Raw genomic sequence first — 26,100 nt, forward strand, 5'->3', positions numbered from 1 at the left:
GTGTACTCCGTCGGGCTTACCAGTGCCCGTGTTCGGTGATTCCCGTGAGAAACGCACGAAGCGAATCGATGACGAACTCGGGGTTATCGACGTGTGAGTTGTGGCCAGCGTTCGGTATCTGACAGGCTTCGGCGTCGGAAATCGTGTTGGCCATGTACTTCGCGTGGCGAGCCACTGAATTCGGTTCACGTTCCGCGTACATGAGCAATGACGGGACGGTGATAGCCGAGTGTTCGATAGTAACAGCGGGGTACGTCGTAAGTAGTTCACCTATCTTCTCCGACTCCGTTTCCGTGACTTCCGGGAACTCCTCGGCGTGGGCTTGCTGAATGCGCACGAGTTTTTCGAGATCCCCGCTCGCACCCTCTTCGTATCTCCGTTCGTTGATCCATCGCAGTACCGCGATTACGCGCTCGCGGTCGACGACGGTAGACACTGTGTCGATGAGCTTCGGTACTACCCGCCGGTCGAGCCACTCGCCACGTGTCAAAATCTCCGGTGTGACAGCACCCAACGTGCAGAGTGCGGCGATGGTGTCCGGGTTCTCGGCTGCGTGCGTCTGTGCGACCATCCCGCCCATCGAGAGCCCACAAATAGCCGGTCGATCGAGCTTCAGCGCCGTGATAAGGGCATCGAGGTCATCGGCGTACAACCCCATCGTGTACGAGGTGGTCTCGGAACCGCCGGTTCGACCATGACCGCGGAGGTCGTACACGATGACTCGATAGTCGCTGGCGAGTTGCCGGGCCTGTTCCGCCCAGAGCCGATGGTCACTGTACGCACCGTGGAGGAACACGAGCGGTGGCCCCTCTCCGTACTCCTCGTAGTACGTTCGAATCCCGTTCGTCTGAACAGTTGGCACAGAAATAAGTGTCTAACAACTAGTCATTTCTCTTCCTATATCTGTGCCTCGTGCATTTGTCCTTCGACGATTAGGCGTGTCGCTCTATCTCGTCACGGAGCCTCGTTTTCATCTCGTCCATCGTCTCGTTCGTGAACGAAAGCTGTGTCCAGCGTTCGTCCATGTCTGCCATCTCCGAGAGAAGGCCACCCCGTCGGTCGGTCTCCAGTTTCACGTCGAGGTTGCCGCCGGTTTCGGTAGGGACGACTTCCAACTCGTCGAGTTTGCCGGAGAACGGCCCCGAGTGGGGGACGAACTCCAACTCCTGGACGAACCGCTGTCCGGAGAACAACCCGCCGGGTGCCGATTCACAGTTCGCGGTTCGAAGCGTGAATCCGAGCGAGTCGAGTGCGTCGAGGAAGGTGGCGAGACGCGGGCCGGGGTCGATCTGCACCGGGTCTTTGTCGTCGGGGTCGACCGCCCACTCGATGTCGAGACCGGTCTCGAGCCAGACGTCGGTTCGACCGACCGTGACGGGCGTGTCGATGGGTACGTCGATGGTGATGGGGAACGTCTTCTCTTCGTCCGGGCCGATGGTGAACGGTTCTGCAACCTGGAATTTGTCGATGACGCCCGTCCGGTTGCTGTCGTCAGTCTCGTACCGAGTCAACAGGGCGAAGTAGATGGCATCCACGTCCTGTTCGGACGAACCGCCTTTCACGTGGACCTCGGCTTCGACCGACTCGCCTGCGGTCAGCGTGGTCTTCGGGAGGATGGTGTCGACACGGGCAGCACCGATTCCGACGCGGGAGAGAATTCGTCTCATCTCGGGAGTTATTTCGTCGATTTCAAACATAAGTTTTCGCTCTGTGGGTGGGTATCGTTCGGCACGGTTTTGTGACCTGGTAGTCTCTCTCGGGGTGGATGACCGACTTGGAGCGTTCGACCGATCTGGAGTCCGCAGCCAGAAAGCACGTCTTGGCGGAACACAGCGAATTGGTCGCCTCGGTTTTGCAGTGTGCTGACCGGGTTGTGGAGACGTGGGAGGGGCAAGAGAGGGGAAAAGAGGGGCAGGCGGAAAAGGAGAAGGTGCAAGCGGAAATGGAGAACGAACGAGTGGCAAAGGAGCAGACGACCACCGACCGGGAGGCGGTCGTCGAGCCGCTTTCGCGCGAACTCCGCGAAACTGGTCTACTGGCGCGCTTTCCAACGGTTCTCTCCGGTGCGGTGGCGGCTACCGGATTCTCGATGCAGGCGACACCGGTTCCAGCGCCGCCGTACGTCGCGATAACCAGTCGAGGCCCGGTTCTCCGAGCGACCGTGTCGGAGGGTCGGCTGGTCGTCTCCGTCCACGCGTTCGACGTGGTTCGAGCAAAAGAGACGCAGTACGTTCGAGGGACGGACGACCCGCGAGAGGCGGTGTCGGTCGCGTTCAGGTAGCTTCCGTTACGTTCTCGGTGGTGGTTCGACGCTGACGCTTCCTGCTGCGCCACCTGCCAGCGCGCCTTCCAGTGTGAACAGCAATCCAGCCAGCGCGGGGACGACGACAGCGATATGGGCGTCGAACTCGGCGGCCAGGTCGGTCGGGATTCCACTCGTGGCGATCAGGTAGTTCAATCCCCAGAGTGCGCCGACCTCGCTTCCGGGTGTCGTCATCGTAAACCGGAGGACGAGCGCGAGTACGGCACCGCCCAATGCCCCCGCGAGCAGGCCGTGGAGGACTCCGTCGCGCCAGCTACCGCCTGCGAACAAGCCTGCGACGTACCCGCCAGCCAGCCCAACCGTCAGCAGCGCGATTGCGGCGGTGACCCTGAGACCCTGGGGAAGGGGGATGGTCGCACCGACGAGTACCGCGAGGAGCTGCACCAGCACGCCCGCACCGACCGCTTCGAGACGCATACTCGGGTGTCAGTGCCTGACGCGGGAAGGCGTTTCGGGTCTCGATTGTGGGTCTCGATCCGGATCTCGACTTCCAGTCTTATGTTCGTGGCCGGCGTAACGTGCTCATGGCGCAGGAACTCACGGCGGGGGTCTGGCTGCTCGAACTCGGCTTCCCTGTCCTCGGTGCGAACGCCTACGTCGTGGACGACGGCGAGGTGACGCTCGTGGACGCAGGGCTTCCGTGGTTCGGCGTGCGCCGTGAGCTCAGTGATGCGGGCATTACTCCGGCGGATATCGACCGCGTGCTCGTCACCCACTACGACGTAGACCACGTCGGTGGCCTTCGAAATCTCCCCGACCTCGACGTGCCCGTCTTCGTCGGTGAGCGTGACGCGGCACTCCTCTCCGGTGCCTACGACCCACCTCTGTTCCACCACAAGGGTGCGTTCCACCGCCTCGCCCGCGTGCTCGTGACGATTCCATCCCATCTCGACGTGCGTCCTCTCGAAGACGGCGCACGGGTCGGCGGATTCACGGCCCACCACACCCCAGGACACAATCCGGGCCATACGGTGTACGTCCACGACGAACTCGGTGTGGGTCTCCTCGGCGATCTCGTCTGGGAGCGCGATGGTGTCCTGACCCCGCCGGAGTGGTGGGATTCTTACGACACACGTGAGATTCGGCGGAGTATCAGACGATTCGCCGGGTCGATGCCCCCGGTGGAAGTCCTCTGCATGGGCCACGGAACGCCGATCATGACCGGGGGTTCCGAGGCGGTTTCGAACCTTGCGAGTCGGATCTGAACGAATCGGGGTGTTCGACGACGCCAGCGACTCGATGGAGACGGTGGCTGCTACTCGAACCTCGACCGTCGAGGTGGTCGGTGGGGCAGTACCGCCCGCTGACAGTAGAACCGGGGAGATCGAAGATCTCCTCCTCGTCACCGTCGATTTCGTTCTCGATAGAACGCGACGATCGTTACACTGCTCCAACTGCCGACAACCAGTACATTTCAGTACGGTTCAGTAGAAAACAGTACAATACCTCCCCACGAGCCGATCCCATCTTCTCCCCGAAAATAATCGATTTCTTACACAATAATCACTATCACGCACGTCCAATCAGAAGACGAAATCGAATGGGGGGCCGATATCTCGTCACCGGAGCGACCGGCGCATTGGGGAGTGCTGTCGTCGAACGACTGCGCGAATCGAATCCGGACGACCAGATTCGCGTCTTCGTCCAGCGTAAGCAGAGATTTCGGGAGCTGTTTCCGAACGCGCAGGTCGAGATCGTGCGGGGGGACGTACTCATCCCGCTCACGGTGCGCCGGGCGGTTCGAGACGTCGACGTTGTCTTTCACTGCGTCAACTTCCCGCTCGCGGACTACTACCACACCCTCGAATCGGCACGCCTGCTCGTCACCGCAATCGGTGATTCGGACGTTCACCTGGTCTTTCCCGGTAATACGTGGGTCTTCGGGACGCCCGAACAACCCATCACGCCCGAGACGCCGTTCGACCCGCCCTCGCGCATCGCGCGGATCAAGGCCGCAACCGACGATACCCTCGTTAGTGCACCGTTTCCGACGACCGTCGTCCACCTCCCGGATTTCTACGGCCCGCGCGTGACGAACGACCTCGTTCGCCCGCTGTTCGAACACCCGCTTCAGGGCCGAGACGTCCGCTTTCCAGCGCCCGTCGACGTTCCTCACGAGTTCATCTTCATCGAAGACGCCGCGAGAGCACTGGTCGCCGTGGCCAACGACTCGGACGCGCATTCCGACGAATTGGACGTGTCTTCCACCCACTCCGACGTGCTTCCCGACGACGCGAACACTCCTCGCGACGACCGCCGGTTTACGGTCGGCACCCAGCCGATCACGGTTCGTGAGTTCGTCCGTCGCGTCTACGACGAGGTGGGGTCGGATGGCCGAGTCCGGGGACTCCCGCCGTGGTTGCTCCAGACTGTGGCCCTGTTCAGCGAGCGCGTCGAACTGGCACGCGAAGTCCTCCACGTCTTCTCACACGACGTTCGGATGGATGGAAGCGCGATCCGTGAGACGGTCGGTTTCGAACCGCAGGTGGACTACGACGAGGGGATTCGACGGACGCTTGCGTGGTATCGGGAGTCGGAATCCGAGGAGGTTCGCGTATGACGGAACTCTGGAACGGCCGTTCTCGTGCGCTGTTCGCCGCGATCAGTCTCGGAATCGGCGGGTACGCCTTCGCCGCGGTCATCGTCTTGATCGCCGCTTTCGGACTCATCGCGGTCGGTATCCCCGTCCTCGACCAGCCGTCGCTTCTCGTCGCGGTTTCGGTCGTGATGGGTCAGGGCGTCGCGTTCGGGCTGTTCGCGCTGGCGTACCTCCGATACACCGGTCGCAGCTTCGGCTACATCAAGATTCGCGTCCCGACACTTTCCGACTTCGGGTGGACGGTCGGGGGGTTCATCATGTTCTACGCCGCGCTCATCGCGGTGTCGCTCGTGCTCGCCACCTTCGGAATCCAATCCGCCCAGAACGAACTCACGACGCTCGGTGAGGAAGATCCGCGGATCTTTCTCATGTTGATACCGCTCTCGTTCCTGCTCATCGGCCCTGGCGAGGAATTACTATATCGGGGCGTCGTCCAGGAGCGACTCCGCGAATCGTACGGTCGCTGGCCCGCCATCGCGCTGGCGAGTCTCATCTTCGCGTTCGTCCACGTCTTCTCACTTCAAGGGGCGGGCAAACTCGTCTACCTCGGTATCCTATTCGTCCTCTCACCCATCCTCGGCGCGGCGTACGAGTACACCCGAAACCTCGTCGTTCCGGCGCTGATCCACGGCGCGTTCAACGCCCTCCAGTTCGCGCTCGCCTACCTGATGGTGACGGGACGGCTTTCGCCCTGACGGGGTTCGACGACTCACCGTCGCTGGACTACCCGCTCCGTTTCCATCGCACGACCTGAAACTCCGAGTACCCTCCATATGCGATCTCCAGCGACCCGATCCACCAGTTCCACTTCTCGGGCAGCAGAAAGTCGTCTGGTGCATCGCGCAAGTTCGACACGACAGCTTTCGCGGTCAGCTCGACACCCGCATCCTCGCGGAACTGCCCAGAGTCTGAGAGGTCACGCGCCTGCCGGACGACCACGCGGAGCTCGCTTTCCGGTGCGTCGAACGTCTCGCGCAGTCGTCGTTCGAGTTCGGTCGCGTTCATTTTTATTACCGTGCTCCCCGTCGAATCTCATATGCCGACCGTCTTCGCAGTGGACGAATACGAGGCACAGGAGTACGACGCCGTGCTCGTACAGGAGAACGCAGTCGTCTGTCTTAACGATGACCCACCGCTGTCGCGCGTCATCCCGTTCGAGAAGGTGAATCACGTGGATGCAGACCCCGAACTCCTCCTCACCGACTCGGAAGTCCCGGATTCATTCTTCGGCGGTGCGGAGTACGCATTCGTAGATACTTCGAAATTCGAACGAATCAGACGACATCTGGAGGATCTAGAGCGAGAACAGTACTGACGATTCTCTTTCCTCTCTGACTGACCTTGCCACCCTCCTCGCCCCGGAGGTGCGGTTTTAGCCTTGCAATCTCCATAGCGATGCCAGGACTTATTCTACTCTCTAAATCGGCAGAATCTCAGCTCTACCCTCCGCTGTCATCAGTTTCCTGAACTGAAGGCGTTTCATCTGAGCCTTTGAAATCGTCTCGTTTTTCGGCATCGACCTCGTTTTCCACTTCTCTTTCCTCTGTGTCCTCCGCTTTTTCTTCTCCATCACTTTCCGTACCGTCCGACTCTACCTCAGTGTCCCGACCAACCGAGCGCGTCGGAATCGGCTCTCCTTCGAGTAGCTCAGGGAGGACGATTCGACTGAACTGGACGAGGAGGACGAGCAACAGGGGGCCGAGGAACAGTCCGTACCAGCCGAACAGGAGTGGCCCGAAGATGTACGCAAACAGCATCAGCCCGACGTGGAGTTCGCGTCCGGAGGTGTACGGTCGAACGACGGATTCCGTGACGAGGTCGATGACGACGACGAGAACGAGGACGAACGCGACCGGAAACCAGAGGACGACGACGTTGCGCCCGAGCGCACGGACGACGAGGAAGGCGGCGACGGGGACGTAGACGAGTTTCGTCCCGACGACTGGAATCAGGCTGGCGATTCCAGTGAGCAGTCCGAGCAACGTCGGGAGCGGGATGGACAGACCTGCTGGTGCGACGAGGTCGGCGAGATTGAACACTACGGCGGCGGCGAGCGCGACGACGAAGGCGCTCAAGATACTCCCGAAGTACACCGTCTGGAGGCTTCGGTCGACTGCTGTCGCGTAGGCGTAGGCGGTGCTCCGTTCACCACCGATGTCGCGGACGAACCACCGAACGAGTCTGTCGTCGTCCCGGAGGAGGTAGAACGCCAACGCCACTGCGACGAACAACTGCAAGAGTGCGGTTCCGAACGCGGCCACGACGTTCGCGACACTGCCGAGCAGTGCGGTCCCGCCGAGACGAGTGAACTCGCCTCGGTTCTCGCGTGCGAAGTCGAGGAACTGTTGAGGGTCGATCCGCACCGACGAGAGGTCGAGGTAGGGCCGAAGGATATCTTCGTATTCCGCCACCGACCCTCCCGCGATGGCGGCGACTTCCGACGCGCTGACGGCGACGGTGTAGGCGAAGAGGACGACGACCGGAACCGCAACCACCAGCAAGGCAACTGCTGCGGTCACACCCGGATAGCCGAGGCGTTTCGCCATCCCGTCGGCCACCGGTCGTGTCGCGTAGTACATGAACAGGCCCAGCACGACCGTCCCGAGGAACGAGTAAAGTACGAATAGCAACAGGACACCGAAGATGATTCCGACGGTCCACCACGCGAGGCGTGAGCGGTTTCCAGCGAATTCCGGTTCTCTGCGCTCGCCAGTTCGGTCGATACCGTCCTCGTCCATTCTACCCCCATCCATACCGATTTCACCCCTACCCATACCGCCACCACCCCCTTTCATACCGTCACCACCCTCTTTCATACTGCTTCCACCATCCATTCATACCGCCGCCACCCATATCGTCCCTACGTGCGTCGAAGATAAATCACTCGGGGGACTCTCCCATTCGGTCCCGACGGGGTTTTTACGGAACCGAGTCGTACCGCCGCTCGATGTACGAACGGATATTGGTTCCCACGGACGGGGGAAGTGCGACGCGCGGTGCGGCGAACCACGCAGTCGACATCGCCGAACAGTACGATGCGACGGTTCACGCCCTCCACGTCGTCAGCGACCAACTGGGGGAAGACAGAGACGAACTCGAAGCCGAGGGCGAGCGTGCGACCGACGACATCGTCGAACTCGCGTCCGATCACGGACTGGACGCCGTCGGAGCAGTGCTGGAGGGACGCCCATCCGATAGCATCCTCGACTACGTGGACGACAACGACGTCGATCTCATCGTCATGGCGACCCAGGGGAGATCTGGCGTCGGTCGGATGCTCCTCGGAAGCGTCGCAGAGCGCGTCGTTCGCAAGGCGACCGTGCCGGTCTTGCTCGTCCGGGCGTCGGGTGAACGCACCATCGAATCACCTGAACAGGCGACGACGGTTGCGAAGGAAACGCTCACCGCTGAGGGCTACGACGACGTATCGGTCACCGAGGAACCCTACCGGGCAGCGAACACGTGGATCGTTCGCGCGAACGGCGACGGACAGACGTTCAACGTTCACGTCGACCCCGTCACCGGCGACACGAGCGTCGCGCGCATCCGCTCGCGAGAGTGAGGTTTTTATCGTTTCCACGTGACACCCATCTCAATGCCATCGACTTTCGCCGAACGAACGCGACGGTGTCAACAGCGACTTCGTGCGGTCGGCGCTGACGCAGTCGTCCTGTTTCCGAGCACGAACCTCTTTTACGTCTCCGGTTTTCGTGAGCATCCCGGCGAACGCCACCTCTTCTTGTTCGTACCGGTTTCCGGCGATCCCGTCTTCGTCGTCCCGGACATGTACGGCGAGCAGATAGCGGAGGCGTCGTGGGTTGCGGACGTGCGCACGTGGAGCGACGGCGACGACCCTCTCGACCTCGTTTCCACCGTCGCTGACAACCTCGACCTCCACGGCGGCCACCTCCTCGTGGACGATGCAATGTGGGCACTGTTCACCCAGGATCTCCGCAGTACCCTTCCCCAGGCGACCTTCGGCCTCGCAAGCGAGGTGCTGGAACCGCTCCGGATGCGGAAAGACGATTCGGAGATCGAGACGCTCCGCCGCGCAGGAGAGCTCGCGGACGAGGTCTGCGTCGAGATTCGTGAGATGGGCGAGGACGCCATCGGCATGACCGAACGCGAACTGGCGCAGGAGATCGAGCGCCGCCTCGCCGACGCAGGAGGCGAAGAACCCGCGTTCGACACCATCGTCGGCTCCGGCCCGAACGGCGCGAAACCGCACCACGGCCACGGCGAGCGACAGATCGATTACGGCGACCCCGTCGTCCTCGACTTCGGCGCGTTCGTGGATGGCTATCCCGGCGACCAGACGCGCACCGTCGTCTTCGCTGGTACGCCCCCCGAGGAGTTCGACCGGGTTCATCGCGCCGTCCGCGAGGCACAGCGGGCGGGCGTCGAGGCGGTCGAACCGGGCGTCACCGCCGAATCGGTCGACCGTACCACCCGCGAGGTCATCGAATCCTACGGCTACGGCGAGCAGTTTATCCACCGCACCGGCCACGGCGTCGGTCTCGACGTGCACGAAGGCCCGTACATCGTCTCCGGGAACGACCGCGAACTCGAACCCGGCATGGTGTTCAGCGTCGAACCCGGCGTCTACATCCCTGGTGAGTTCGGCGTGCGAATCGAGGATCTGGTCGTCGTCACGGAAGATGGTTCTGAGCGACTGAACGACTCACCCCGGACGTGGCACTCGCTCTAGGAATCGAGATCGCACAGAACCGATCTCGTCGCGTGGATTTCGGTCGTTAGCTTCTGTACTATTTTGTACTGAACTGTACTGGGCGTGGATTGTACTGATATGTACTACTATGTACTGGCCAAGGAGACCGGTATCATCCTCGAACGTTTCTGGCGTTTCCCTGAAAACGCACGAGTTCCCGCAGTCGCGGTGTTCTCGAAAGCCACCGGTCGCTTGCTACGAGATCAGTTCGGTTCTAGTGTGGTTGAACCTCCTGAGAGGCAGTCTTCGAAAGCCCCCGCCCGCTCGCGGTCGCTCAGTCGTCCTCCAGAAGACGTTCCTGCTCGCACGGGAAGAGGCAAGCTCTTCCCTGCTCTCGTTCGCTCCCTCCGGTCACTCACGAGAACTTCGCTGCGCGGGCTCAGACTTCCGTGCCGTCGTTCACCATCAACCGGGCAGCTCAGCAGAAACGATTCCCGACACATTCACGCAAGAACGACGCGCTCCAACCAGACCACGACTATCGAATCGCCGTCGCTCACGAACAGCACGCGCCTGCCGTCCGTCGTCGTCTCGAACTCCGGCGATTCAGTTCGAAGTGAATCCTTCACGACCAGATGCGGGCGGTCACGAAACACGTCGTTCAACCGCTCGTACTTGGACTCGTTTACCTCGACTCTCGCGTGCCCCTCACGTCGTGCGTCGGCGATGGCTTGTCGGACTGCCTTTCCAGCGTCCAGATTCCCCTCCACGCTGTCGATGATGGTTGCTCCCGACGGTGCATCCTGAACCTCTGATGCGCGAACGTAGTACTTCGTCTCCGATGGCGTCTGGCTACACCCTGCGAGGAGGGGACTGACGACGAGGCAGGCGAGGAGGTCGCGGCGAGCGACGCGATGGAGGGCCATCGGTACGAAAATAACAGATGAGTGATTTATATATTGCGCCGACCTACGGCTTCGGCCATTTCCCGATGCGATTCGGGTCAGAGTGGTCGTTGCGGATTCACGACCGGCCCCTCCGGGCCGATTCCCACGGTCGCCTCGACGCCGAACACGTCGGCCAGCAACTCCTCGGTTACGACTTCGCTCGGCGGCCCCCAGTCGTAGGGTTCGCCGTCGTGGAGCGCGACGAGGTTATCGGCGTAGCGGGCCGCCTGCGAGATGTCGTGGAGAACGATACCGATGGTGAGCCCCTGTTCGCGCGCGAGCGTGCGAACGACCTCCAGAACGCGCAGTTGGTGGCGTAGGTCGAGGTACGTCGTCGGCTCGTCGAGTAACAGGACGTCCGTCTCCTGCGCGAGCACCATGGCGATCCAGGCGAGTTGTCGCTGTCCGCCGCTGAGATTGCCCATCTCCTCGTCCCGGAGGTGGGTCACGCCCGCACGTTCGAGCGCGCATTCGACAGCCTCGTGGTCGTCCTCGGTCGTCGATTCGAAGAAGCCTCGATGGGGATAGCGTCCGTGGTAGGCGAGTTCTTCGACGGTCAACGTCGAGGGCGACTCGTTCTCCTGCGAGAGCAGGCCGAGTTTCCGCGCCAGCGATTTCGTCCCGAGCGATTGTACGTCCTCGCCGTCGAGTCGCACCACACCCGATTCGGGTTCGAGTTCGCGGGAGAGCGCCTTGAGGAGCGTGCTCTTGCCGCTCCCGTTCGGCCCGACGAGCGCGGTGATCTCGCCCGCCGGGACGACGATGGACTCGCACTCGACGATGGGTTCGTCGGTGTCGGGATAGCCGAGCTCCAGCTCGTTGCCGAGCAGTTCGCTGGAATCGACCGTCTCGTCTTGGGTTTCCGATTCCTCCGCTTCGCGTTCGACGACCACACCGCCATCCGAGATTCGTTTTGTCATGGTTCTCTCTCCGTTACGTGTTTTCGAACGAGTCTCCGCCCGCGCTCTGCACGTCGTTTCCGTTCGGCATCGCCGATTTCGAGCGCGAGGTACTCTCGTCTGAGTCGTTCGCGTGTCCGCTCCCTCTCCTCCGGAGTCGCGTCCGGGGGCGCACTCTCCGCGACGAGTTCGTCGAGACTATCTTCGAACTCCCGACCGCTGTATCGACCGTCCTCGACCGCCCAGTCGTAATAGTAGTCGGCAATCTCCTCCCAGAGACCTTCGTCTTCGTGGCGAACATCGCGGATGAGTGCGAGCGCCGTCCGCGCTCCATCGCCCGCGTTCACGATCGCCTGGTGCTCTGCGTCGTCGCCGAGCCACCCGGTGACGTACAGTCCATCGACCGAGGTTCGACCGTCGGCTTCCACGACCAGTTCGTCCGCAAAGCGAGACAGATACTCGTCGTCGTAGACCGAGGCAGCGACGAGTCGTTTCGTCTCGACTTCCCGCCCGTCTCGTGTGCTGACGTGGAAACCAGCCTCGGTTCCCGAAACATCGACGACCATCTCCTCGACTATCGCACACCCCACCAGTTCGGCCTGCTCGCGCCCCAACGCGAGGAACGCTTCCGGAGGGATGCCACCGGGAAATCCGAGGAAGTTTTCGAGGTGAGCGCACTGGCGAATCGCCGCACACCCGCCGTCGAACACCAGTGTATCGAGGTCGTATCGCGCGAGGAATATCGCCGCTGAGAGACCCGACGCGCCGCCACCGACTACGACCGCGTCCCGTTCTGGCATCGTCTGCTTAGACATCAGAGTTCACCTACCTGTTGGCGTTTACGCATGAGATAGAGGAAGTACGGCCCGCCGACCAGCCCCGTCACGATTCCGACCGGTACCTGCACCGGATCGAGTGCGAGTCGCGCTCCCACGTCCGCACCGACGACCAGTGCTGGCCCGGCGAACAGACAGCCGATGACGAGCTTTCGATAGTCGCTTCCGACGACGTTGCGAACCACGTGCGGGACGATGAGACCGACGAATCCGACGATTCCGGCCACCGCGATGGCGGTACTGGCTGCCACGATGGCGAGTGCGGAGAGCGCGAAGCGGATTCGCTCCACCGACATCCCCAGCGAACGCGCCGTTCGCTCGCCGAGCAGGAGGACGTTCAACTGCCGCGCGGCCAACACGGCGGTCGGCACGACGAGGAGGGTCGGCACCAGTGCGACTCGCACCTGTTTCCACCCGGTGCCGGTGAGCGACCCGGTCGTCCACGCGATGGCGTTCTGGACGACGCCCACGTCCTGCGCGAAGAAGAACAGGGCGGTCTGGAGGGAGTGGGCGATGGTGCCGACGATGACTCCCGCCAGTACGAGGCGAACCGGACTGGTTCCGCCCTTCCACGCGATGGCGTAGACGACGAGGAAGGCGACGATACCCCCTAGCGCTGCGAACGCCGGAAGGAAGACGGACAGGCCGCTGAAGACGACGAGCGTGAGCAACACTGCGAGTCCAGCCCCGTGACTAACGCCGAGGATGTACGGACTCGCCAGTTCGTTGCGGGTCACGGCCTGAAAGATGGCTCCCGAGATGGCGAGGTTCGCGCCGACGAGGATGCCCACGAAGACGCGCGGGAGACGGAGACTCCACACGACGCTCGTCTCCGTGCTCAACTCCACTGGAATCTCGTTGCCGAGCAGGAGCGCCGCCAACACGTCGAGATCGGTGAGAACGGTCGGGTCGAACACGGCCCCCCACGCCTCTTCGAGCGTCATCGAAAACGCGCCGAAGCGCACCTGTATCAACGCCCCTGCGACGACGATACCGATACTGGCGAGCACGAGCGCCGAAAGCGACCCATCGAACGTTTCCCGAATCCCGGTTTCGAAATCCTCCGTCATAGCTGATCGTTGCATTCGACTCGTCCGAATCTACTGCAATCGTCTACGACTGCTTCGGCGGTGAATTGCAATCTCGTACTTTAGGTTGACCTAACTCTGGAAAAGGGCTTTGGTTTCTCGCACGGATTCATCGATGGTCTCGAAAAACACCCACTGGAATCGTGGGTGGAATATGGGACAGGACGCGAGTTGGATGCCTACCGTGCTCGCGTCGTTCGGTTGGAAAGCGATGCTATTCGGTGACGATGCTGGCGACCTTCTCCCGGTCGAACAGCTTGCCGCTGAAGGTGTCCGGATAGAGGGACGTTGCGGCGCGTTCGGTCGTGAAGAGGTTGATGATCGGCCCCTGATAGATGGGGCCGCCGCGAAGGACGCGGTCGTCCTTCACGGCCTGTAGCTTGCTCGCCACGTTGTGTTCTTTCATGAAGGCGACGACGGTGTTCTCGAACTGCTTCCTGGTCTTGGTCTCGTGGCCGCGCAGGAGGATGACCTCGGGGTCGACCTCCAGCAACGTCTCGTAATCGACCGTGCCGCGCTTGGTCGTGCTGAGCCCCTCGATACCGGTTCCGGTGAGAGCGTCTTTCACCCCGAGGTCGTGCCACTGCTTCTTGTTCGTCCCCTTATCGTTCAGCCGATATGGGTAGAATTCAGTGGGTTCGTTCTTCCCTTGCCAGAGGAGCATGGCGCTCGGACGGTCGCTTTTCGACGGCAGTTTCGACTTGAGGCCGGAGATGTACTCGTCGTGGAACGACTTGAACTGTTGGAATCGCTCCTCTTGCTGGAACAATTTCGCAACTTTGCCGAACGCTTCGTACATCGAGTAGTATCGGTAATCGTGCCACGAGTCCGTCCGGCGGAAGATGGTGTTCCCGAAGAAGGGAGCGACCTGTGACCCGATCTGGTCGACGTCAGACTGCTTCAGCCCGAACGAGGAGTTGTTGACCAGCCAGTTCGGGTCGATGAGATGAACGTCGGCGTCGAGTTCGAAGAATATCTCGCGGTCGACCCCTTCGCTGTAGAGTGTGGTCAGCGAGGATTTGTCCACCGAAACGCCCGACAGCTCGTCGTAGAACTGCGTGTGGTATCGACTCGGAAGACCCACCGCCTTCAGGCCATCGGCCATCCCGAGCGCGACACCCATGTCGGCGTAACCGGCTTCGTACACGACCCACTGCTTCGGCACCGACTCGAATCCGACCTCACCGACAGGTGCCATCTTCACGGAGTAGGCTCCCGACTGCGACGTCGTTTCGCTATCACTCGTCTCTCCACCGCTGGTCTCGGTTGCGTCCGTTTGTGTCGTCTGCTTCGACCCGCCATCACTTCCGCCAGTACATCCCGCGAACAGTGAAACACCAGCGACACCGCTGCCTGCGATGAATCGTCGTCGGGTAACGTGTTTCGACTCGTCTGCTACCATGCTCATGTTTTAGGCTCGCCTAAAGGTTTGTAAAGCTTCCCATCTTTCGGCGAACCTAAAACCCCGTCGATGACGACGCGATAATTTTTCCCATCACCTGCCGAACCTGACGGCCGAACTTCAAGTAGTCGCTCGTCGTATCACTCTCCGGGAATGGGGAAACGAGACGATGGGGAAACAAGACGACATCGGGAGACGACCAGCGGTACGCTCGATAGCTGATAAACGACTTGCGACGATGGGACGGCGACGCTTCGTCTCGGCGCTCGTGGGGGCTGGCTTCGGTTCGATGGCCTGTCTACTCACGCCCGAGGACGTTCGGGCAACAGGAAGCGACGAAGTTCCACTCGTGTACGGGCACGCTCACAACTCTGGTGGACTCGAACCGCGGACGACGACCGTCCCGGCGGACTGGTTCGCAGACCTTCGGGCCGCAATCGATGCCCACGACCGACTCGATCTGCTCTCTCGACAGGACGTCGAGGGCATCGTCGGGAGTGCTGTCGTTCCGGGGGAGTTCGGCGGGAGAAACGCCGCCATCGCGGTGGACGTCTCCGACGACGAGGCTGGTGGCACAATTCCCGAACGGGTCGGCGACGTGGCGGTCGAAGTGAACCGAATCGAACAGGTGGAACCCAAACCGGCTGGCTCCCCCCCGAGTGGAACCGTCGAGGGAAAGCGCATTCCCGGCAGTGTCAAATGTGCCAACAGTGGTGCCTCTGGAACGCTGGCTCCCGCGTTGTACGACGGTAAGACCCCGTTTTTCACCACGTCGAATCACGTGTACGGCGGCGACGAAGAGCGATATCGAGGCGAGCCGTTCTTCGTCTTCGGGCGCGGTGGCCGCCGAAAGATCGGCGAGGTTCGTCGCGGATACCAACTCGACGATTTCATTCGAATCGACCCGGTGAACGGGTTCCATCCCCTGAGCGAGATTCACGGTGCATCACCCTCGGGGGTCGTCGGACAGTTCACGCGCGAGGGCCTCGCAGAACGCAAAGCGCGGGGCGCGAAATTGGAGAAGATCGGAGTCAAGACGGGCCACACCTCCGGGAAGATCAAGGCCATCGACGGGATGACCTGCGCCTACGGAAAGGTGTGCAAGCATGGTCAAGTAAAATGGGGTTCTCAGTCGGATATGACGGACGGAGACAGCGGATGCGTCAACTACCATCCCGACCCCGAGAATCCAGCATCCGGCGTCTTCATCGGTGGACTGAACAATGCCCGGACCTGGTGGCCCGGCGAAGATTACATCTGGGGGACGGCTGCCTATCGAATCACGAACCGGTACGGTTTCACGTTCGTGCCACCGAGCGTTGGCGCTCGTTGAACTCCACTTCGACGACCGTCCGCCCACCGATCCGGTTCGATATCTGGTCGGCGAGTTCCTGTGCCAACTGTGGATAGCGTTCGTCTGCCGGGCGACTCACCACCACGGTTACTTGCTGAGAGTCGTCGACGAGTCCCATGTCGTCGAACTCCACTTGCACCTTGACGAGTTCGAGCGATCTGTACTGCTCTTCCTGGAGCACCTTCTGCACCTCCTCGTTGACCGTGTTCTCGGTCTGCATCTGCTGGGTCATCAGCATGCCTGACCCTGCGAACGCGACGAGCAAGATGGCGACAGCGACGAGTGTCGGGGCGGCATCACGGAGCGTCGTTCCATCTCCGGGACGATACCCGAGCAGCCAGAGCACGCCGCCACCTGCTGCGTTGATCGAGACTGCGTTCACGACCAGCAGGATGAATGCACCGAGTGCGACGACGGGCGGTCCCCACGCCAACCCGACGCCGACGGCAGCCGCAGCGGGGATGAGCGCCGCCGCGATCATGACGCCCACGAGCGAAACCGGGAGGGCGGTTGCGAGTCCGAGCGCCCCTGCCGCCCCCGCACTGAGACCGACTGCGAACGAGAGGAAACCGGGTGAGATGCGCTGGCTGATCTGGTTCACCGTCGCCACGTTGAGCGCAGGTGGGATGAACTGGGCCGTCTTGAGCGCCCAGCCGAAGATCGTCGCGCCGACGATGGCGACGCCGAGACCGAGCACCTGCGAACGCAACCCTTCGCGTATCATATCCCGGTCGTTCAACACGAGACCGACGCTCGTCGTCATCGCCGATCCGACCTGTGGTGCGATGACCATCGACCCGACCACCAGTGCCGGAGAGTCGAGCAGCAGTCCCGCAGTCGCCACGATGGCCGACAACACGGTCATCACGTAGTAGGTGACGGGACTCGGATTCATCCCGAGTGCTTTCGTCCGGATCTCCTCGGTGGCGATGCTGTCGTCTTGGTCACCGCCTTTGACGAACTTATTTTCTAGTTCCTCGATGTTCCGCGTTCGCGCCGTCTCCAGACTTCCGACGATGGTGTAGCTGTCGTCTACCCCGGCGTCTCGGAGGTCGGAGAGAACGTCGTCGACCGCTTGTGTGGGGAGTGGAAACTGGATGAGAACGGCGTCCTTGTCTTCGCTCTCCTCCCGCGTGAGTACGTAGTCGATGTGCTCGTCGTCGAGGATAGAGATAACCTCGTCCTGACAATCTTCGTGGACGAGAATCTGGATAAGACGCATTGCTCGATAATCTGTCTGTAGACTGAAAACCTCACCGGTCGAAAAAAGCGTCGAGCAGTATCGACTGGGCACGACGGATATGCTGATGGAAGGTCGGTGGTGATACGTCGAGCAACGCTGCGACCTCTTCTCCCGTGCTGCCCCGTGGCCAATCGTAGAATCCAGCAAGATAGGCCGTCTCTAGCGCCACCCACTGGCATTCTGTGAGCGATTCGCTCACCATCGCCCGGAACCCGCTGATGGTCGGCTCGGGCCTGTCGCGTTCGCGCTGTGCGACGACGGATACGCTCCCGAAACTATCACGAATCGAATCGATCATCTGCCGAACGTTCGCATCTCTCGGGAGTTCGATGAGCGTCCTCGACCCGTTCTCGTCTGCTTTCGCGTGGGCGACCGTCGCCCCTCTATCTGCCAACATCTTGATTAAAGATCGCCCGTTGTACGTGAACTCGACCAGACTCTCGTCGTCGAAGTCGTGGATGACTCGCGCGTCGGTTATCGTTTCGTCTCGATATGCGAGTTCGAGAATCTCCTCGGTCGAGGCACCAGAGACAGTCACGAAACAGAGGAGTGACCCATCGGTGGAAAGCGTCGTCCCCTGTAGAGTGAACTCGCAGCCTGTCTCTCGTGGAATCCGCATGAAGAAATGGTCGCTTCCCTGCAGTTCGATCTCGATCTCGACGATGCATTCGGAGAGGAGTGCCTTCTTGCTCTCGATCGCCGTGATAGCGAGACCGATGGTCTCCCCGAGTTCGGCGAGCACTGCGCGTTCGCGGTCGTCGAACGCACTGGTTCTGTCGGCGTGGACGACGAGAACTCCGTACTGAGTTTCGTCGTACTGGATCGGGATTGCCGCCAGCGACCGATACCCTCTGTCGAGCGACTCCGCTCGCCACGGTCCGAAGGCCGGCTCGGTTTCGATATCTTCGATGACGGTGATCTCTCCCGTCTCCAGTGCGTTCGTGGCTGGGTCACGTGCGTCGGCGGCTGGATCGATGACCGATTCCAGATAGCCGTCACCCTCTCCGGCGTTCGAAATAGGATGGACGGTCTCACTAACGGTATCGTACTCGCCGAGCCACGCGAACCGATACGTACCCGTCGCCGCCAGTCGTTCGGGAACGGATCGTTCGATCTCTTTCCGACTGGTCGCACGCACCAGCGTCCGGTCGACGTTGCGGATCACCTCGTTGATGCGGTTCAATTCCGCGAGTTCCGTGCGCTGGGCCGAAAGCATCTCTTCGCGTTCGGCTCTGTCGAGCGCCGTTTGGACGTTCGTCGCGAGCGTTTCGGTGAAATCGATGAGGTACTCGCCGAGATCGGTCTCAGACGGCGACCCGACCATGAGGACTCCGTGGTCACCGAGCGGGAATATCATCTCTTTCTCGACCGGTGTCTCTTGATTGTACGCCCCGTGTTCGTTTTTCACGTCCTCGAACACAGCGGTCTCGCCGGATTCGAACACCGACCACGCGAGCGCGGTTCCAGCCTCCAACGTCGGTATCTCGTCGGTCTCCTTCGTCACCGCGACGGGTCGAAGCGTATGTCCGTCGTCGTCTGCGAGGTAGATCCCTGACAGGGGAAGACCGAGCGTCGCTCTCGCAACCCTCGTCGCAATCTCGCAGATCTCGACTTTCGTCTCGGCTGCCATCAGTTCTCTCGTCGCCGACCGAAGTGAATCGAGCGTTCGTTCACGCACCGTCCGCTCCGAGATGTCCTGGAAGATGGCGTACATCACCTGCCGACCACCGAGCTGTATCACGGTCGAACTCACCTCGACTGGCACATCCTCACCGTCGTCACGGAGTATCGTGAGGCTCCCTGGGCTCTTCCAGTCACCTCCCTGTTCTACGTGGCTGTCGAAGAGATCTCGATAGCTGGCACGTTTCTCTTCGGGATGGATCTCCGAGTGATGCATATCGAGAATCTCGTCGCGTGACCTGCCGAGGAGCGTTTCGGCTGCCGGATTCGCATCGAGAATCCGGCCAGTCTCCGTGTCGGCGACGAGGATTGCTTCCGGACTGGTCTCGATCAGTTTCCTGTATCGCTCGTCCGATGCTTCGAGTTCCGGCTCGAAATCGTCCGGTAACTCGGGATGCGTCTCGGTCGCTGACTGCTCCCGCCCGTTCCGATACCGTTCGTTCTGGTGCCGCTCGTCCCGATATCGCCAGTTCCGCTCTCGTTCGTTCCGATATCGTTCGATGGCCGTTTCGACCCTGTGTCCGAGCAGTACGTCGCTTCCTGGCTGTACGCAATCGGTCGCACCCGCCGTGAGTGCGTCGTGAATCGTCTGCTCGTCGTCGGTGACAAGGAGAAACGGGAGGTCAGAGTCGAGTTCGTGGACTGCGTCGAGGGTGTCAAGAGAGTCGTTTTCAGATGTGTGGCATTCGTAGACGACGCAGTCCGCTTCCGGGATTCGGTCGAGAAGCGTCGCTCTGTCGTCAACTGACTCGACGCCTGCTCGTGTGTCGGCCCACCCACCGTTACCAACGTAGAGAACGCGAGCCGAAACGTTCGATTCATCGACCGAAGACATAAACTGAGACATGCGTACCACTCACTTTACCTTTTGGACGAACGGGAATCGTTAAGAGTGGTGCGCGTCAGCCGACAGGTATGAGGTTGGAGGACTACTGGGGGGTCGGGCCGAAGACGAGCGACCTTCTCGAATCGGAACTGGGGGTCGAACGAGCGATCGAGGCGATCGAAACGAGCAACGTCCGCGCTCTGACGGAGGCGGGACTGACGCGGGGGCGAGCGACGCGGATACTCCGACAGGCCAACGGGGGGGAGGGGATGGCCGTGTTGGCGACCCGCGACACTCGCTCCGTCTACAAATCGCTGCTCGACCTCGCCAGTAACCACGCCGTGACGCCCGACGCGGGTGACCGAATCCGGGTGTTGACCCCCGTTCGCTCCCGCGACGAAGCGGAGGAGCGACTCGATTCGGTGATGGAGGCCGTCGAATCGTGGGGCGGTCTGGACGACGCGACGCGCGAATCCGTCCTCACCGCATACGAAGCATACGACGGGAGCGAGCGCACTGCGGTCGAGACGGTGCTCGCCTTGCAGGAGACCGGCGCGACCGACGGTGCGTTCTCCCCCATCGGTGCCATCGACACCGACGCGCTCGACGCCGCAGTCGGTGCCCTTGGCAAACTCGACGGCGACCGAGTGGCGGAGGGTGCGGACGACGAACTCGACCGACTCCGCGACGCGCTGGAAGGCGTCGAACGACTCGAAAGCGGCGCACTCGACGTGCTCGAAGCGGTGCAGTCCGGCAACATTCGAAATCCGGAGGAGTTCCGGGAGAGCTACGTCGAATACGTCTCGCGCGAGACCGACATCGAACCACAGCGCATCCGGGACGCGACGGTCGGCGAGGCGACGGACGCGACGGATTTCGTCGGCGGGTCGCTCCGCGAACTCGTCGCCGAACAGCGTGCCGCGGTCGAAGACCGTGAAGAGCGCGTGGCAGACGAACTGGAAACCAAGATCGAGGAGGCTCGCGACGCCATCGATGCCGCCGTCTCGGCGGTGAGCGAGCTCGCGGTCTCGCTGTCGCTCGCCCGCTTCGCCGACGAGTTCGGCCTCACGCGCCCCGAGTTCGTCGAACAGGGATTCGCCGTCGAGGACTCGCGGAATCTCTTTCTGGCGAACGGCAGCGGAGACGTCCAGCCGATCACCTACGGCATCGGCGACCACGCGGTCGCTGGCCCGCCGAAAGGCGACCGCGTGACCGTCCTGACGGGGGCGAACAGCGGTGGGAAGACCACCTTGCTCGAAACGCTCTGTCAGGTCGCGCTGCTCGCCCAGATGGGGCTGCCCGTGCCCGCGGAGCGCGCGCAGGTGTCGATCTCCGATACCATCGTCTTCCACCGCCGTCACGCCAGTTTCAACGCCGGGGTGCTCGAATCGACGCTCCGCAACATCGTCCCGCCGCTCACCGACGACGGGCGCACGCTCATGCTCGTGGACGAGTTCGAGGCGATCACCGAACCGGGAAGCGCCGCCAACCTCCTCCACGGACTCGTCGGCCTGACGGTCGACCGCGGCGCGCTCGGCGTGTTCGTCACCCACCTCGCGGACGATTTGAGCCCGCTTCCCCCGCAGGCCCGGAAGGACGGCATCTTCGCGGAAGGGCTGAACGAAAACCTCGACCTGCTCGTGGACTACCAGCCCAGATTCGAGACGGTCGGCAAATCCACACCCGAGTTCATCGTCTCGCGGCTCATCGCCTCCTCGAACGACCGCTCCGAACGCGCCGGATACGACGTGCTCGGTCGGGCGGTGGGCGAGGCGCTAGTGCAGCAGACCCTCGATTCGTGGTCGGAAGCGGAGTGAGAAAACCTACTCTCGCTCCCGAATTCGCTCGTGTTCGCCCTCTCGAAACCCGTCTTCGACATCCTCCATCGTCTCCGTTTTCACCAGCAATTCTACCTTCCGCTCGAACTGCTCGTCGGTGAGTTCACCTCTCGCGTAGCGGTCTCGGAGCGTTTCGAGGGCGTCTCGGGTGTTCGGTTCGCTCGCCTCGACGGATTCGTTCGATCTGCTCGTCCGATTCTCGCCGGTGTTTTTGCGACCGTTCCACCACTTTTCTCCGTTCTTGTCCCACCACTCATTGCGGTCTTCTTCGTCGCCGAACAGTATGGCGACGATGGGGACGACGGCGACGTAGCCGACGAGGAGCGCCGGGAGCCACCAACTCTGGTGTGTAAAGAGAGCCGCCAACCAGACTCCCGTGACGAGTACCGACGTGATCTCCGTGGCGTTCTCGCGGAGTCGCTTGCGAGGACTATCGCTCATGCGTGATCGTTCTTTCGTTCCGACATAAATAATCACCTTCAGCATCCTCTGTTGTCTTTTCCTCCTATCAGAATCCTCATGTAGAGTACTGAAATGTACTGAAATATACTGAAATGTACTGTCGGTGCGAGACGAACGTACGTCCGAACTCTCTCGTAGAACGCTACCACAGTCTCTTCTTTCTATGTAGAGCGGCGGTGGTAACGTCGTGAGATGAACGTAAAAGCGGAGGACGGTCCCGAACTGCCGAGCCGATTCGGGCACCGCTGGTCGCGCTCCGGAGTTATCGCTTACTCGTAGGGGTTCTCCAGGACGATGGTTTCCTCGCGCCCCGGCCCGACGCCGACGGCGTAGATGGGCGTGTCGAGTTTGTCAGCGATGTATTCGAGATAGGCTCGGGCGTTCTCCGGTATCGCCTCGTAGCCCTTACGAGCGACCGAACTCCAATCCACGTCGGGCCAGCCATCGAACTGGCGATAGTTGACCGTACACCGATTCCAGTCATCGGTGGTCGCTGGGACGGTCTTCACTTCGTCGTCGTCGAACTGGTAGCTGTGGCCCACCTGTACCTCTTCGAGTCCGGCGAACACGTCGATGTGGCCGACTACGAGGCCAGTGAAGCCGTTCGCGCGAGCGGCGTGACGGAGTATCGGCATGTCGAGCCACCCGACGCGGCGCGGGCGACCGGTGACGGTTCCGTATTCCCCGCCCTCGTCGCAGATGAACGTTGCGAGCTCTTCTTCCGCCTCGTCGGTATGTCCCCCCTCGCCTCGCGGTTTCCCCGCTCGGTCATCCGAAACTGACCGTGTCTCGTTTCCGACGTAGCCGGGTGTCTGACCTTCGACGCCACCCAGTTCCGTCGGGAGCGGCCCAGAGCCAACACGCGTGATGTAGGATTTCACGATTCCGATGATGTCACCCTGACCGATGACCGACGGGCCGAGCCCGCTCCCAGTGCAGGCGGCTCCCGCTGTCGGGTTCGAGGAGGTAACGTAGGGAAAGGTGCCGTGGTCGATGTCGATCAATGTTCCCTGTGCCCCTTCGAGCATCACACTGTCACCCTCGTCGATTCGTCGCTGAAGATAGGCACCACAGTCGACCGTCATCTCCTCTTCGGCGAGACGTTCACCGTAGGCGCGGTAGGTTTCGTAGATGTGTTCGAGGTCGAACGCTTCGTCAGTCGCGACATCGAAGACGGTCTCGGCGAGTTCTCGCTTCTGCGGGACGACGTACTCCAGTCGGTCGCGGAGCACGTCGGAGTCGAGGAGGTCGCCGACTCGAATCCCGCGCCGTCCGGCCTTGTCCTCGTAGGTCGGACCGATACCGCGGCCCGTCGTTCCCACAGTAAGATCGTCTTTTTCGTCCTCTTCGATATCATCGAGGAAACGGTGGTACGGGAAGATGACGTGCGCACGCTCGGCGACGCGAACGGATGGCTTGAGTCCGCGCTCGCGGAGCGTGTCGAGTTCGCCGAATAGCGTCTCGGGATTGACGACACATCCGTTCCCGATGATGCACTCTTTCCCCCGGACGATGCCCGAGGGAAGGAGGGAGAGTTCGTACTTCTCTCCGTCGAATACGACGGTGTGACCGGCGTTATCGCCGCCCTGATACCGGACGACGATGTCGGCGACCTCACCAAAGAGGTCGACGGCACCACCTTTGCCTTCGTCACCGAACTGTGAGCCGACGATGGTTACTGTCATACCGAAACCACGTTCTCGGACTTACTACATATATGTGTTAATTTCGTGCCAAATAGTGCATCATATATACACATTTATGTATATCTAAGCCAGTTATCGTCAGTTATGCTCTTGTTGTACGTCATCAATCTTCGATACTATTCACTTCCCGGACGTATCGGCGGCTTTCGACCGTGAAGGATGTTCTCGGTTTATTCTATCGTACGTACTCTTCAAGCAGGGGGTACCTATGATTCGACTATCCGAGCGCCACAGCCACCGTCACGCCGACAGTGACCACTGCCGACGCAACGCCGACCGCGACCGCCACCGCACTCGACACACCCGGCGTGACCTGCTCCGAACGACCGCACTCGGCGGAACCGCCGCGCTGACCGGCCTGGCCGGATTCGGCGCGGTCAGTGCACAGGACGGCGGCGATCAGGAGACTGAGTTCACGGTGCGAATCCGAAACGTCTCCACCGACGACACGCTCCAACCGCCAGAGGGCGAGACCCAACCGATCCCGCTTTCGCCGGGGGCATACGCCGTCTATCGCGGTGGCAACCCCATCTTCACGCCCGGCAATCAGGGTGGCGCACAGGGGCTCGAGATGCTCGCCGAAGATGGGAATCCGACCCAACTGGAACGGACGCTCGACGATCGGCAAGGAGTCAGTAGCGACGTTTTCGACCGACCCGAAGGAAGTGACCAGCCGGGACCTATCGGGCCGGGACAGGAGTACCGGTTCGACTTCGACGCGCGACCGGGAGAACGCCTCTCGTTCGCCACGATGTTCATCCCGTCGAACGACCTGTTTTACGCCCCGATCGGAGCAGGTATCCCGCTGTTCCGAAACGGCAACCCCATCGGTGGAAACGTGACTTCGCAGGTGCTCCTCTGGGACGCTGGCACCGAGCAGAACGAACAGCCCGGAACCGGACCGAATCAGGCCCCGCGACAGTCCGGGCCGAACACGGGAATGGACGAGAACGCTTCGGTCCAGCCGATACGGGGTGTCGGCGATGGATTCCAGTATCCGGCAGTCGTGGACGTGATCCGCGTCACGGTTCGGTCGAGGCGCGCGTGATGTTCCAGTCGAGAAGGTCGTCGTAGTGCGGCCGAGATGCCGCCCGTCGGACTGCCTCTTTCCGGGGCTTTACCTGTTCGGATGCGGTGCGTTCGCACATGGAGTACAGAAACCTCGGCTCCACCGGCACGAAAGTCTCCGAACTGTGTTTCGGCACGTGGCGATTCGCCAAAGAGTCGAACGGCACCGTCGAGACGGACAGGGGCACGGCTCACGACCTCCTCGACGCGGCCTGGGAGCACGGCATCAACTTCATCGACACCGCGAACGTCTACGGCGACCCGAACGGTACCAGCGAGGAGTGGATCGGTGACTGGCTGGCGGGGCACGACCGGGAGGATTTCGTCATCGCCTCGAAGGTGTACTTCCCCTTCGACCGCGACAACCCGAACGGTCGCGGGCTCTCGCGCAAGCACATCCGCAAGCAGATTCGGGGCACCCTCGACCGCCTCGGAACCGACTACCTCGACCTCTACTACATCCACCGCTGGGACGAATCGACGCCCATCGAGGAGACGCTATCAGTGCTGACCGAACTCGTTCGGGAAGGGACGGTGAACTACCTCGGCGCGAGTTCGATGGCCGCGTGGCAGTTGACGAAGGCGCTCTGGCAGAGCGACGTGAACGACTTCGAGCGGTTCGAGGTCACCCAGCCGATGTACCACGCGGCGGCGAGCGACGAGGTACGGGACTACCTCGACGTGTGTGCCGATCAGGGTCTCGGGGTCTGTCCCTACTCCCCGCTGGCGGGTGGCTTCCTGACAGGGAAGTACGAGCGCGACGGCGACACACCCCAGGGGTCGCGCGCAGACCTCACGGACTCCTTCGAAGATTACTACATGTCCGAGGAGGGCTGGCAGGTATTGGACGAGATTCGGTCGGTCGCTGACGAACTCGACGCCACGCCAGCACAGGTCTCGCTGCGGTGGCTTATCCAACAACCGGACTTCGTCTGCACGCCCATCGTCGGCGCTCGCACGGTCGAGCAGTTAGAGGAGAACGCCGGTGCTGCCGATATCGAACTCTCCAGCGATCAGTTCGACCGCATCGCCGACGCGAGTTGATCGGCAGAGTCGGCCCGACTCCACCGACTGCGAGCACAGGGCGAAAAACGTCATTATTCTTCGTGTCGTCCGTTTAGCGAGGTGCGGCGGGGGTGGACGCACCGACGCACCGAATG

At 61.7% G+C, this 26,100-nt stretch carries 26 protein-coding genes; 11 read left to right on the forward strand and 15 right to left on the reverse strand.

Annotated elements, in window-relative coordinates:
• Positions 1-16: 16 nt before the first annotated feature.
• Positions 17-862, reverse strand: coding sequence for an alpha/beta fold hydrolase (locus tag ACR3FE_RS20560; protein ID WP_458209454.1), 846 nt, complete (start codon positions 860-862; stop codon positions 17-19).
• Between the two features lie 70 nt (positions 863-932).
• The gene (locus ACR3FE_RS20565; RefSeq protein ID WP_458209456.1) at positions 933-1,667 is read right to left on the reverse strand and encodes a sporulation protein; all 735 of its coding nucleotides are present in this window, start codon (positions 1,665-1,667) and stop codon (positions 933-935) included.
• 98 nt (positions 1,668-1,765) lie between these two features.
• Between ACR3FE_RS20565 and ACR3FE_RS20570 the strand changes: the two genes are divergently transcribed.
• Positions 1,766-2,281, forward strand: a complete 516-nt coding sequence (locus ACR3FE_RS20570; RefSeq protein ID WP_458209458.1) for a DUF7988 family protein — start codon at positions 1,766-1,768, stop codon at positions 2,279-2,281.
• Positions 2,282-2,287: 6 nt separating this feature from the next.
• Here the strand turns inward: ACR3FE_RS20570 and ACR3FE_RS20575 are convergent, their stop codons facing one another.
• Positions 2,288-2,740, reverse strand: coding sequence for a hypothetical protein (locus tag ACR3FE_RS20575; RefSeq protein WP_458209459.1), 453 nt, complete (start codon positions 2,738-2,740; stop codon positions 2,288-2,290).
• A gap of 107 nt (positions 2,741-2,847) precedes the next feature.
• Here ACR3FE_RS20575 and ACR3FE_RS20580 point away from each other — a divergent pair, with 107 nt between their 5' ends.
• The 3 genes from ACR3FE_RS20580 (at position 2,848) to ACR3FE_RS20590 (ending at position 5,617) form a co-directional block, all read left to right on the forward strand.
• Positions 2,848-3,528 carry an MBL fold metallo-hydrolase gene (locus tag ACR3FE_RS20580; protein WP_458209460.1) on the forward strand — a complete coding sequence of 227 codons (681 nt, stop codon included), beginning with the start codon at positions 2,848-2,850 and terminating at the stop codon, positions 3,526-3,528.
• A 335-nt stretch (positions 3,529-3,863) separates the two neighbouring features.
• On the forward strand, positions 3,864-4,883 hold the full coding sequence (locus ACR3FE_RS20585) for an NAD-dependent epimerase/dehydratase family protein (RefSeq protein WP_458209461.1): 1,020 nt from the start codon (positions 3,864-3,866) through the stop codon (positions 4,881-4,883).
• Entirely contained in the window at positions 4,880-5,617 is a 738-nt protein-coding gene (locus tag ACR3FE_RS20590; RefSeq protein ID WP_458209462.1) for a CPBP family intramembrane glutamic endopeptidase, read from the forward strand. The genes ACR3FE_RS20585 and ACR3FE_RS20590 overlap by 4 nt, the downstream gene beginning before the upstream one ends.
• Positions 5,618-5,645: 28 nt before the next feature.
• Here the strand turns inward: ACR3FE_RS20590 and ACR3FE_RS20595 are convergent, their stop codons facing one another.
• On the reverse strand, positions 5,646-5,927 hold the full coding sequence (locus tag ACR3FE_RS20595; RefSeq protein ID WP_458209463.1) for a WNWW family protein: 282 nt from the start codon (positions 5,925-5,927) through the stop codon (positions 5,646-5,648).
• A gap of 31 nt (positions 5,928-5,958) precedes the next feature.
• Here ACR3FE_RS20595 and ACR3FE_RS20600 point away from each other — a divergent pair, with 31 nt between their 5' ends.
• Positions 5,959-6,237: a hypothetical protein gene (locus ACR3FE_RS20600; RefSeq protein WP_458209465.1), complete on the forward strand. Its 279-nt coding sequence runs from the start codon at positions 5,959-5,961 to the stop codon at positions 6,235-6,237.
• A gap of 124 nt (positions 6,238-6,361) precedes the next feature.
• Here the strand turns inward: ACR3FE_RS20600 and ACR3FE_RS20605 are convergent, their stop codons facing one another.
• Positions 6,362-7,738, reverse strand: coding sequence for an AI-2E family transporter (locus ACR3FE_RS20605; RefSeq protein WP_458209466.1), 1,377 nt, complete (start codon positions 7,736-7,738; stop codon positions 6,362-6,364).
• Between the two features lie 131 nt (positions 7,739-7,869).
• On the opposite strand from ACR3FE_RS20605, the gene ACR3FE_RS20610 reads away from it, so the two are divergent.
• Positions 7,870-8,484, forward strand: coding sequence for a universal stress protein (locus tag ACR3FE_RS20610; RefSeq protein WP_458209468.1), 615 nt, complete (start codon positions 7,870-7,872; stop codon positions 8,482-8,484).
• A 33-nt stretch (positions 8,485-8,517) separates the two neighbouring features.
• A complete protein-coding gene (locus ACR3FE_RS20615; RefSeq protein ID WP_458209469.1) occupies positions 8,518-9,630 on the forward strand; it encodes a M24 family metallopeptidase in 1,113 nt (370 codons plus the stop codon).
• Positions 9,631-10,094: 464 nt separating this feature from the next.
• Here the strand turns inward: ACR3FE_RS20615 and ACR3FE_RS20620 are convergent, their stop codons facing one another.
• The 5 genes from ACR3FE_RS20620 to ACR3FE_RS20640 all read right to left on the reverse strand — a co-directional run bounded on the left by ACR3FE_RS20620 (position 10,095) and on the right by ACR3FE_RS20640 (position 14,769).
• On the reverse strand, positions 10,095-10,517 hold the full coding sequence (locus ACR3FE_RS20620) for a hypothetical protein (protein ID WP_458209470.1): 423 nt from the start codon (positions 10,515-10,517) through the stop codon (positions 10,095-10,097).
• A 77-nt stretch (positions 10,518-10,594) separates the two neighbouring features.
• On the reverse strand, positions 10,595-11,458 hold the full coding sequence (locus ACR3FE_RS20625) for an ABC transporter ATP-binding protein (protein WP_458209471.1): 864 nt from the start codon (positions 11,456-11,458) through the stop codon (positions 10,595-10,597).
• Positions 11,455-12,237 (reverse strand): FAD-dependent oxidoreductase, encoded by a 783-nt coding sequence (locus ACR3FE_RS20630; protein WP_458209472.1) that lies wholly within the window; start codon positions 12,235-12,237, stop codon positions 11,455-11,457. Before ACR3FE_RS20630 ends, ACR3FE_RS20625 begins: the two co-directional genes overlap by 4 nt.
• Positions 12,238-12,251: 14 nt before the next feature.
• On the reverse strand, positions 12,252-13,358 hold the full coding sequence (locus tag ACR3FE_RS20635) for a FecCD family ABC transporter permease (protein ID WP_458209474.1): 1,107 nt from the start codon (positions 13,356-13,358) through the stop codon (positions 12,252-12,254).
• Positions 13,359-13,575: 217 nt separating this feature from the next.
• Positions 13,576-14,769, reverse strand: a complete 1,194-nt coding sequence (locus ACR3FE_RS20640) for an ABC transporter substrate-binding protein (RefSeq protein ID WP_458209475.1) — start codon at positions 14,767-14,769, stop codon at positions 13,576-13,578.
• 163 nt (positions 14,770-14,932) lie between these two features.
• Here ACR3FE_RS20640 and ACR3FE_RS20645 point away from each other — a divergent pair, with 163 nt between their 5' ends.
• Positions 14,933-16,096 carry a hypothetical protein gene (locus ACR3FE_RS20645; RefSeq protein WP_458209476.1) on the forward strand — a complete coding sequence of 388 codons (1,164 nt, stop codon included), beginning with the start codon at positions 14,933-14,935 and terminating at the stop codon, positions 16,094-16,096.
• Here the strand turns inward: ACR3FE_RS20645 and ACR3FE_RS20650 are convergent.
• Both ACR3FE_RS20650 and ACR3FE_RS20655 read right to left on the reverse strand, forming a co-directional pair.
• Positions 16,062-17,339 (reverse strand): TIGR00341 family protein, encoded by a 1,278-nt coding sequence (locus ACR3FE_RS20650; RefSeq protein ID WP_458209477.1) that lies wholly within the window; start codon positions 17,337-17,339, stop codon positions 16,062-16,064. The two genes, ACR3FE_RS20645 and ACR3FE_RS20650, sit on opposite strands and share 35 nt — an antisense overlap.
• Before the next feature lie 31 nt (positions 17,340-17,370).
• Positions 17,371-19,875: a bacterio-opsin activator domain-containing protein gene (locus ACR3FE_RS20655; RefSeq protein ID WP_458209478.1), complete on the reverse strand. Its 2,505-nt coding sequence runs from the start codon at positions 19,873-19,875 to the stop codon at positions 17,371-17,373.
• Between the two features lie 80 nt (positions 19,876-19,955).
• Between ACR3FE_RS20655 and ACR3FE_RS20660 the strand changes: the two genes are divergently transcribed.
• Positions 19,956-21,683: a MutS-related protein gene (locus tag ACR3FE_RS20660; RefSeq protein WP_458209480.1), complete on the forward strand. Its 1,728-nt coding sequence runs from the start codon at positions 19,956-19,958 to the stop codon at positions 21,681-21,683.
• 6 nt (positions 21,684-21,689) lie between these two features.
• Here ACR3FE_RS20660 and ACR3FE_RS20665 read toward each other — a convergent pair whose 3' ends face one another.
• Together ACR3FE_RS20665 and ACR3FE_RS20670 are read right to left on the reverse strand one after the other, a co-directional pair.
• A complete protein-coding gene (locus ACR3FE_RS20665; RefSeq protein WP_458209481.1) occupies positions 21,690-22,145 on the reverse strand; it encodes an SHOCT domain-containing protein in 456 nt (151 codons plus the stop codon).
• 290 nt (positions 22,146-22,435) lie between these two features.
• The gene (locus ACR3FE_RS20670; RefSeq protein WP_458209483.1) at positions 22,436-23,851 is read right to left on the reverse strand and encodes an adenylosuccinate synthase; all 1,416 of its coding nucleotides are present in this window, start codon (positions 23,849-23,851) and stop codon (positions 22,436-22,438) included.
• A gap of 229 nt (positions 23,852-24,080) precedes the next feature.
• Between ACR3FE_RS20670 and ACR3FE_RS20675 the strand changes: the two genes are divergently transcribed.
• Positions 24,081-24,920 carry a spondin domain-containing protein gene (locus ACR3FE_RS20675; RefSeq protein ID WP_458209485.1) on the forward strand — a complete coding sequence of 280 codons (840 nt, stop codon included), beginning with the start codon at positions 24,081-24,083 and terminating at the stop codon, positions 24,918-24,920.
• Here the strand turns inward: ACR3FE_RS20675 and ACR3FE_RS20680 are convergent.
• On the reverse strand, positions 24,895-25,020 hold the full coding sequence (locus tag ACR3FE_RS20680; RefSeq protein ID WP_458209486.1) for a hypothetical protein: 126 nt from the start codon (positions 25,018-25,020) through the stop codon (positions 24,895-24,897). The genes ACR3FE_RS20675 and ACR3FE_RS20680 overlap by 26 nt on opposite strands.
• Between ACR3FE_RS20680 and ACR3FE_RS20685 the strand changes: the two genes are divergently transcribed.
• A complete protein-coding gene (locus ACR3FE_RS20685) occupies positions 25,019-25,984 on the forward strand; it encodes an aldo/keto reductase (protein WP_458209487.1) in 966 nt (321 codons plus the stop codon). The two genes, ACR3FE_RS20680 and ACR3FE_RS20685, sit on opposite strands and share 2 nt — an antisense overlap.
• Positions 25,985-26,100 lie beyond the last annotated feature (116 nt).

Source organism: Haladaptatus rarus, assembly GCF_054177585.1.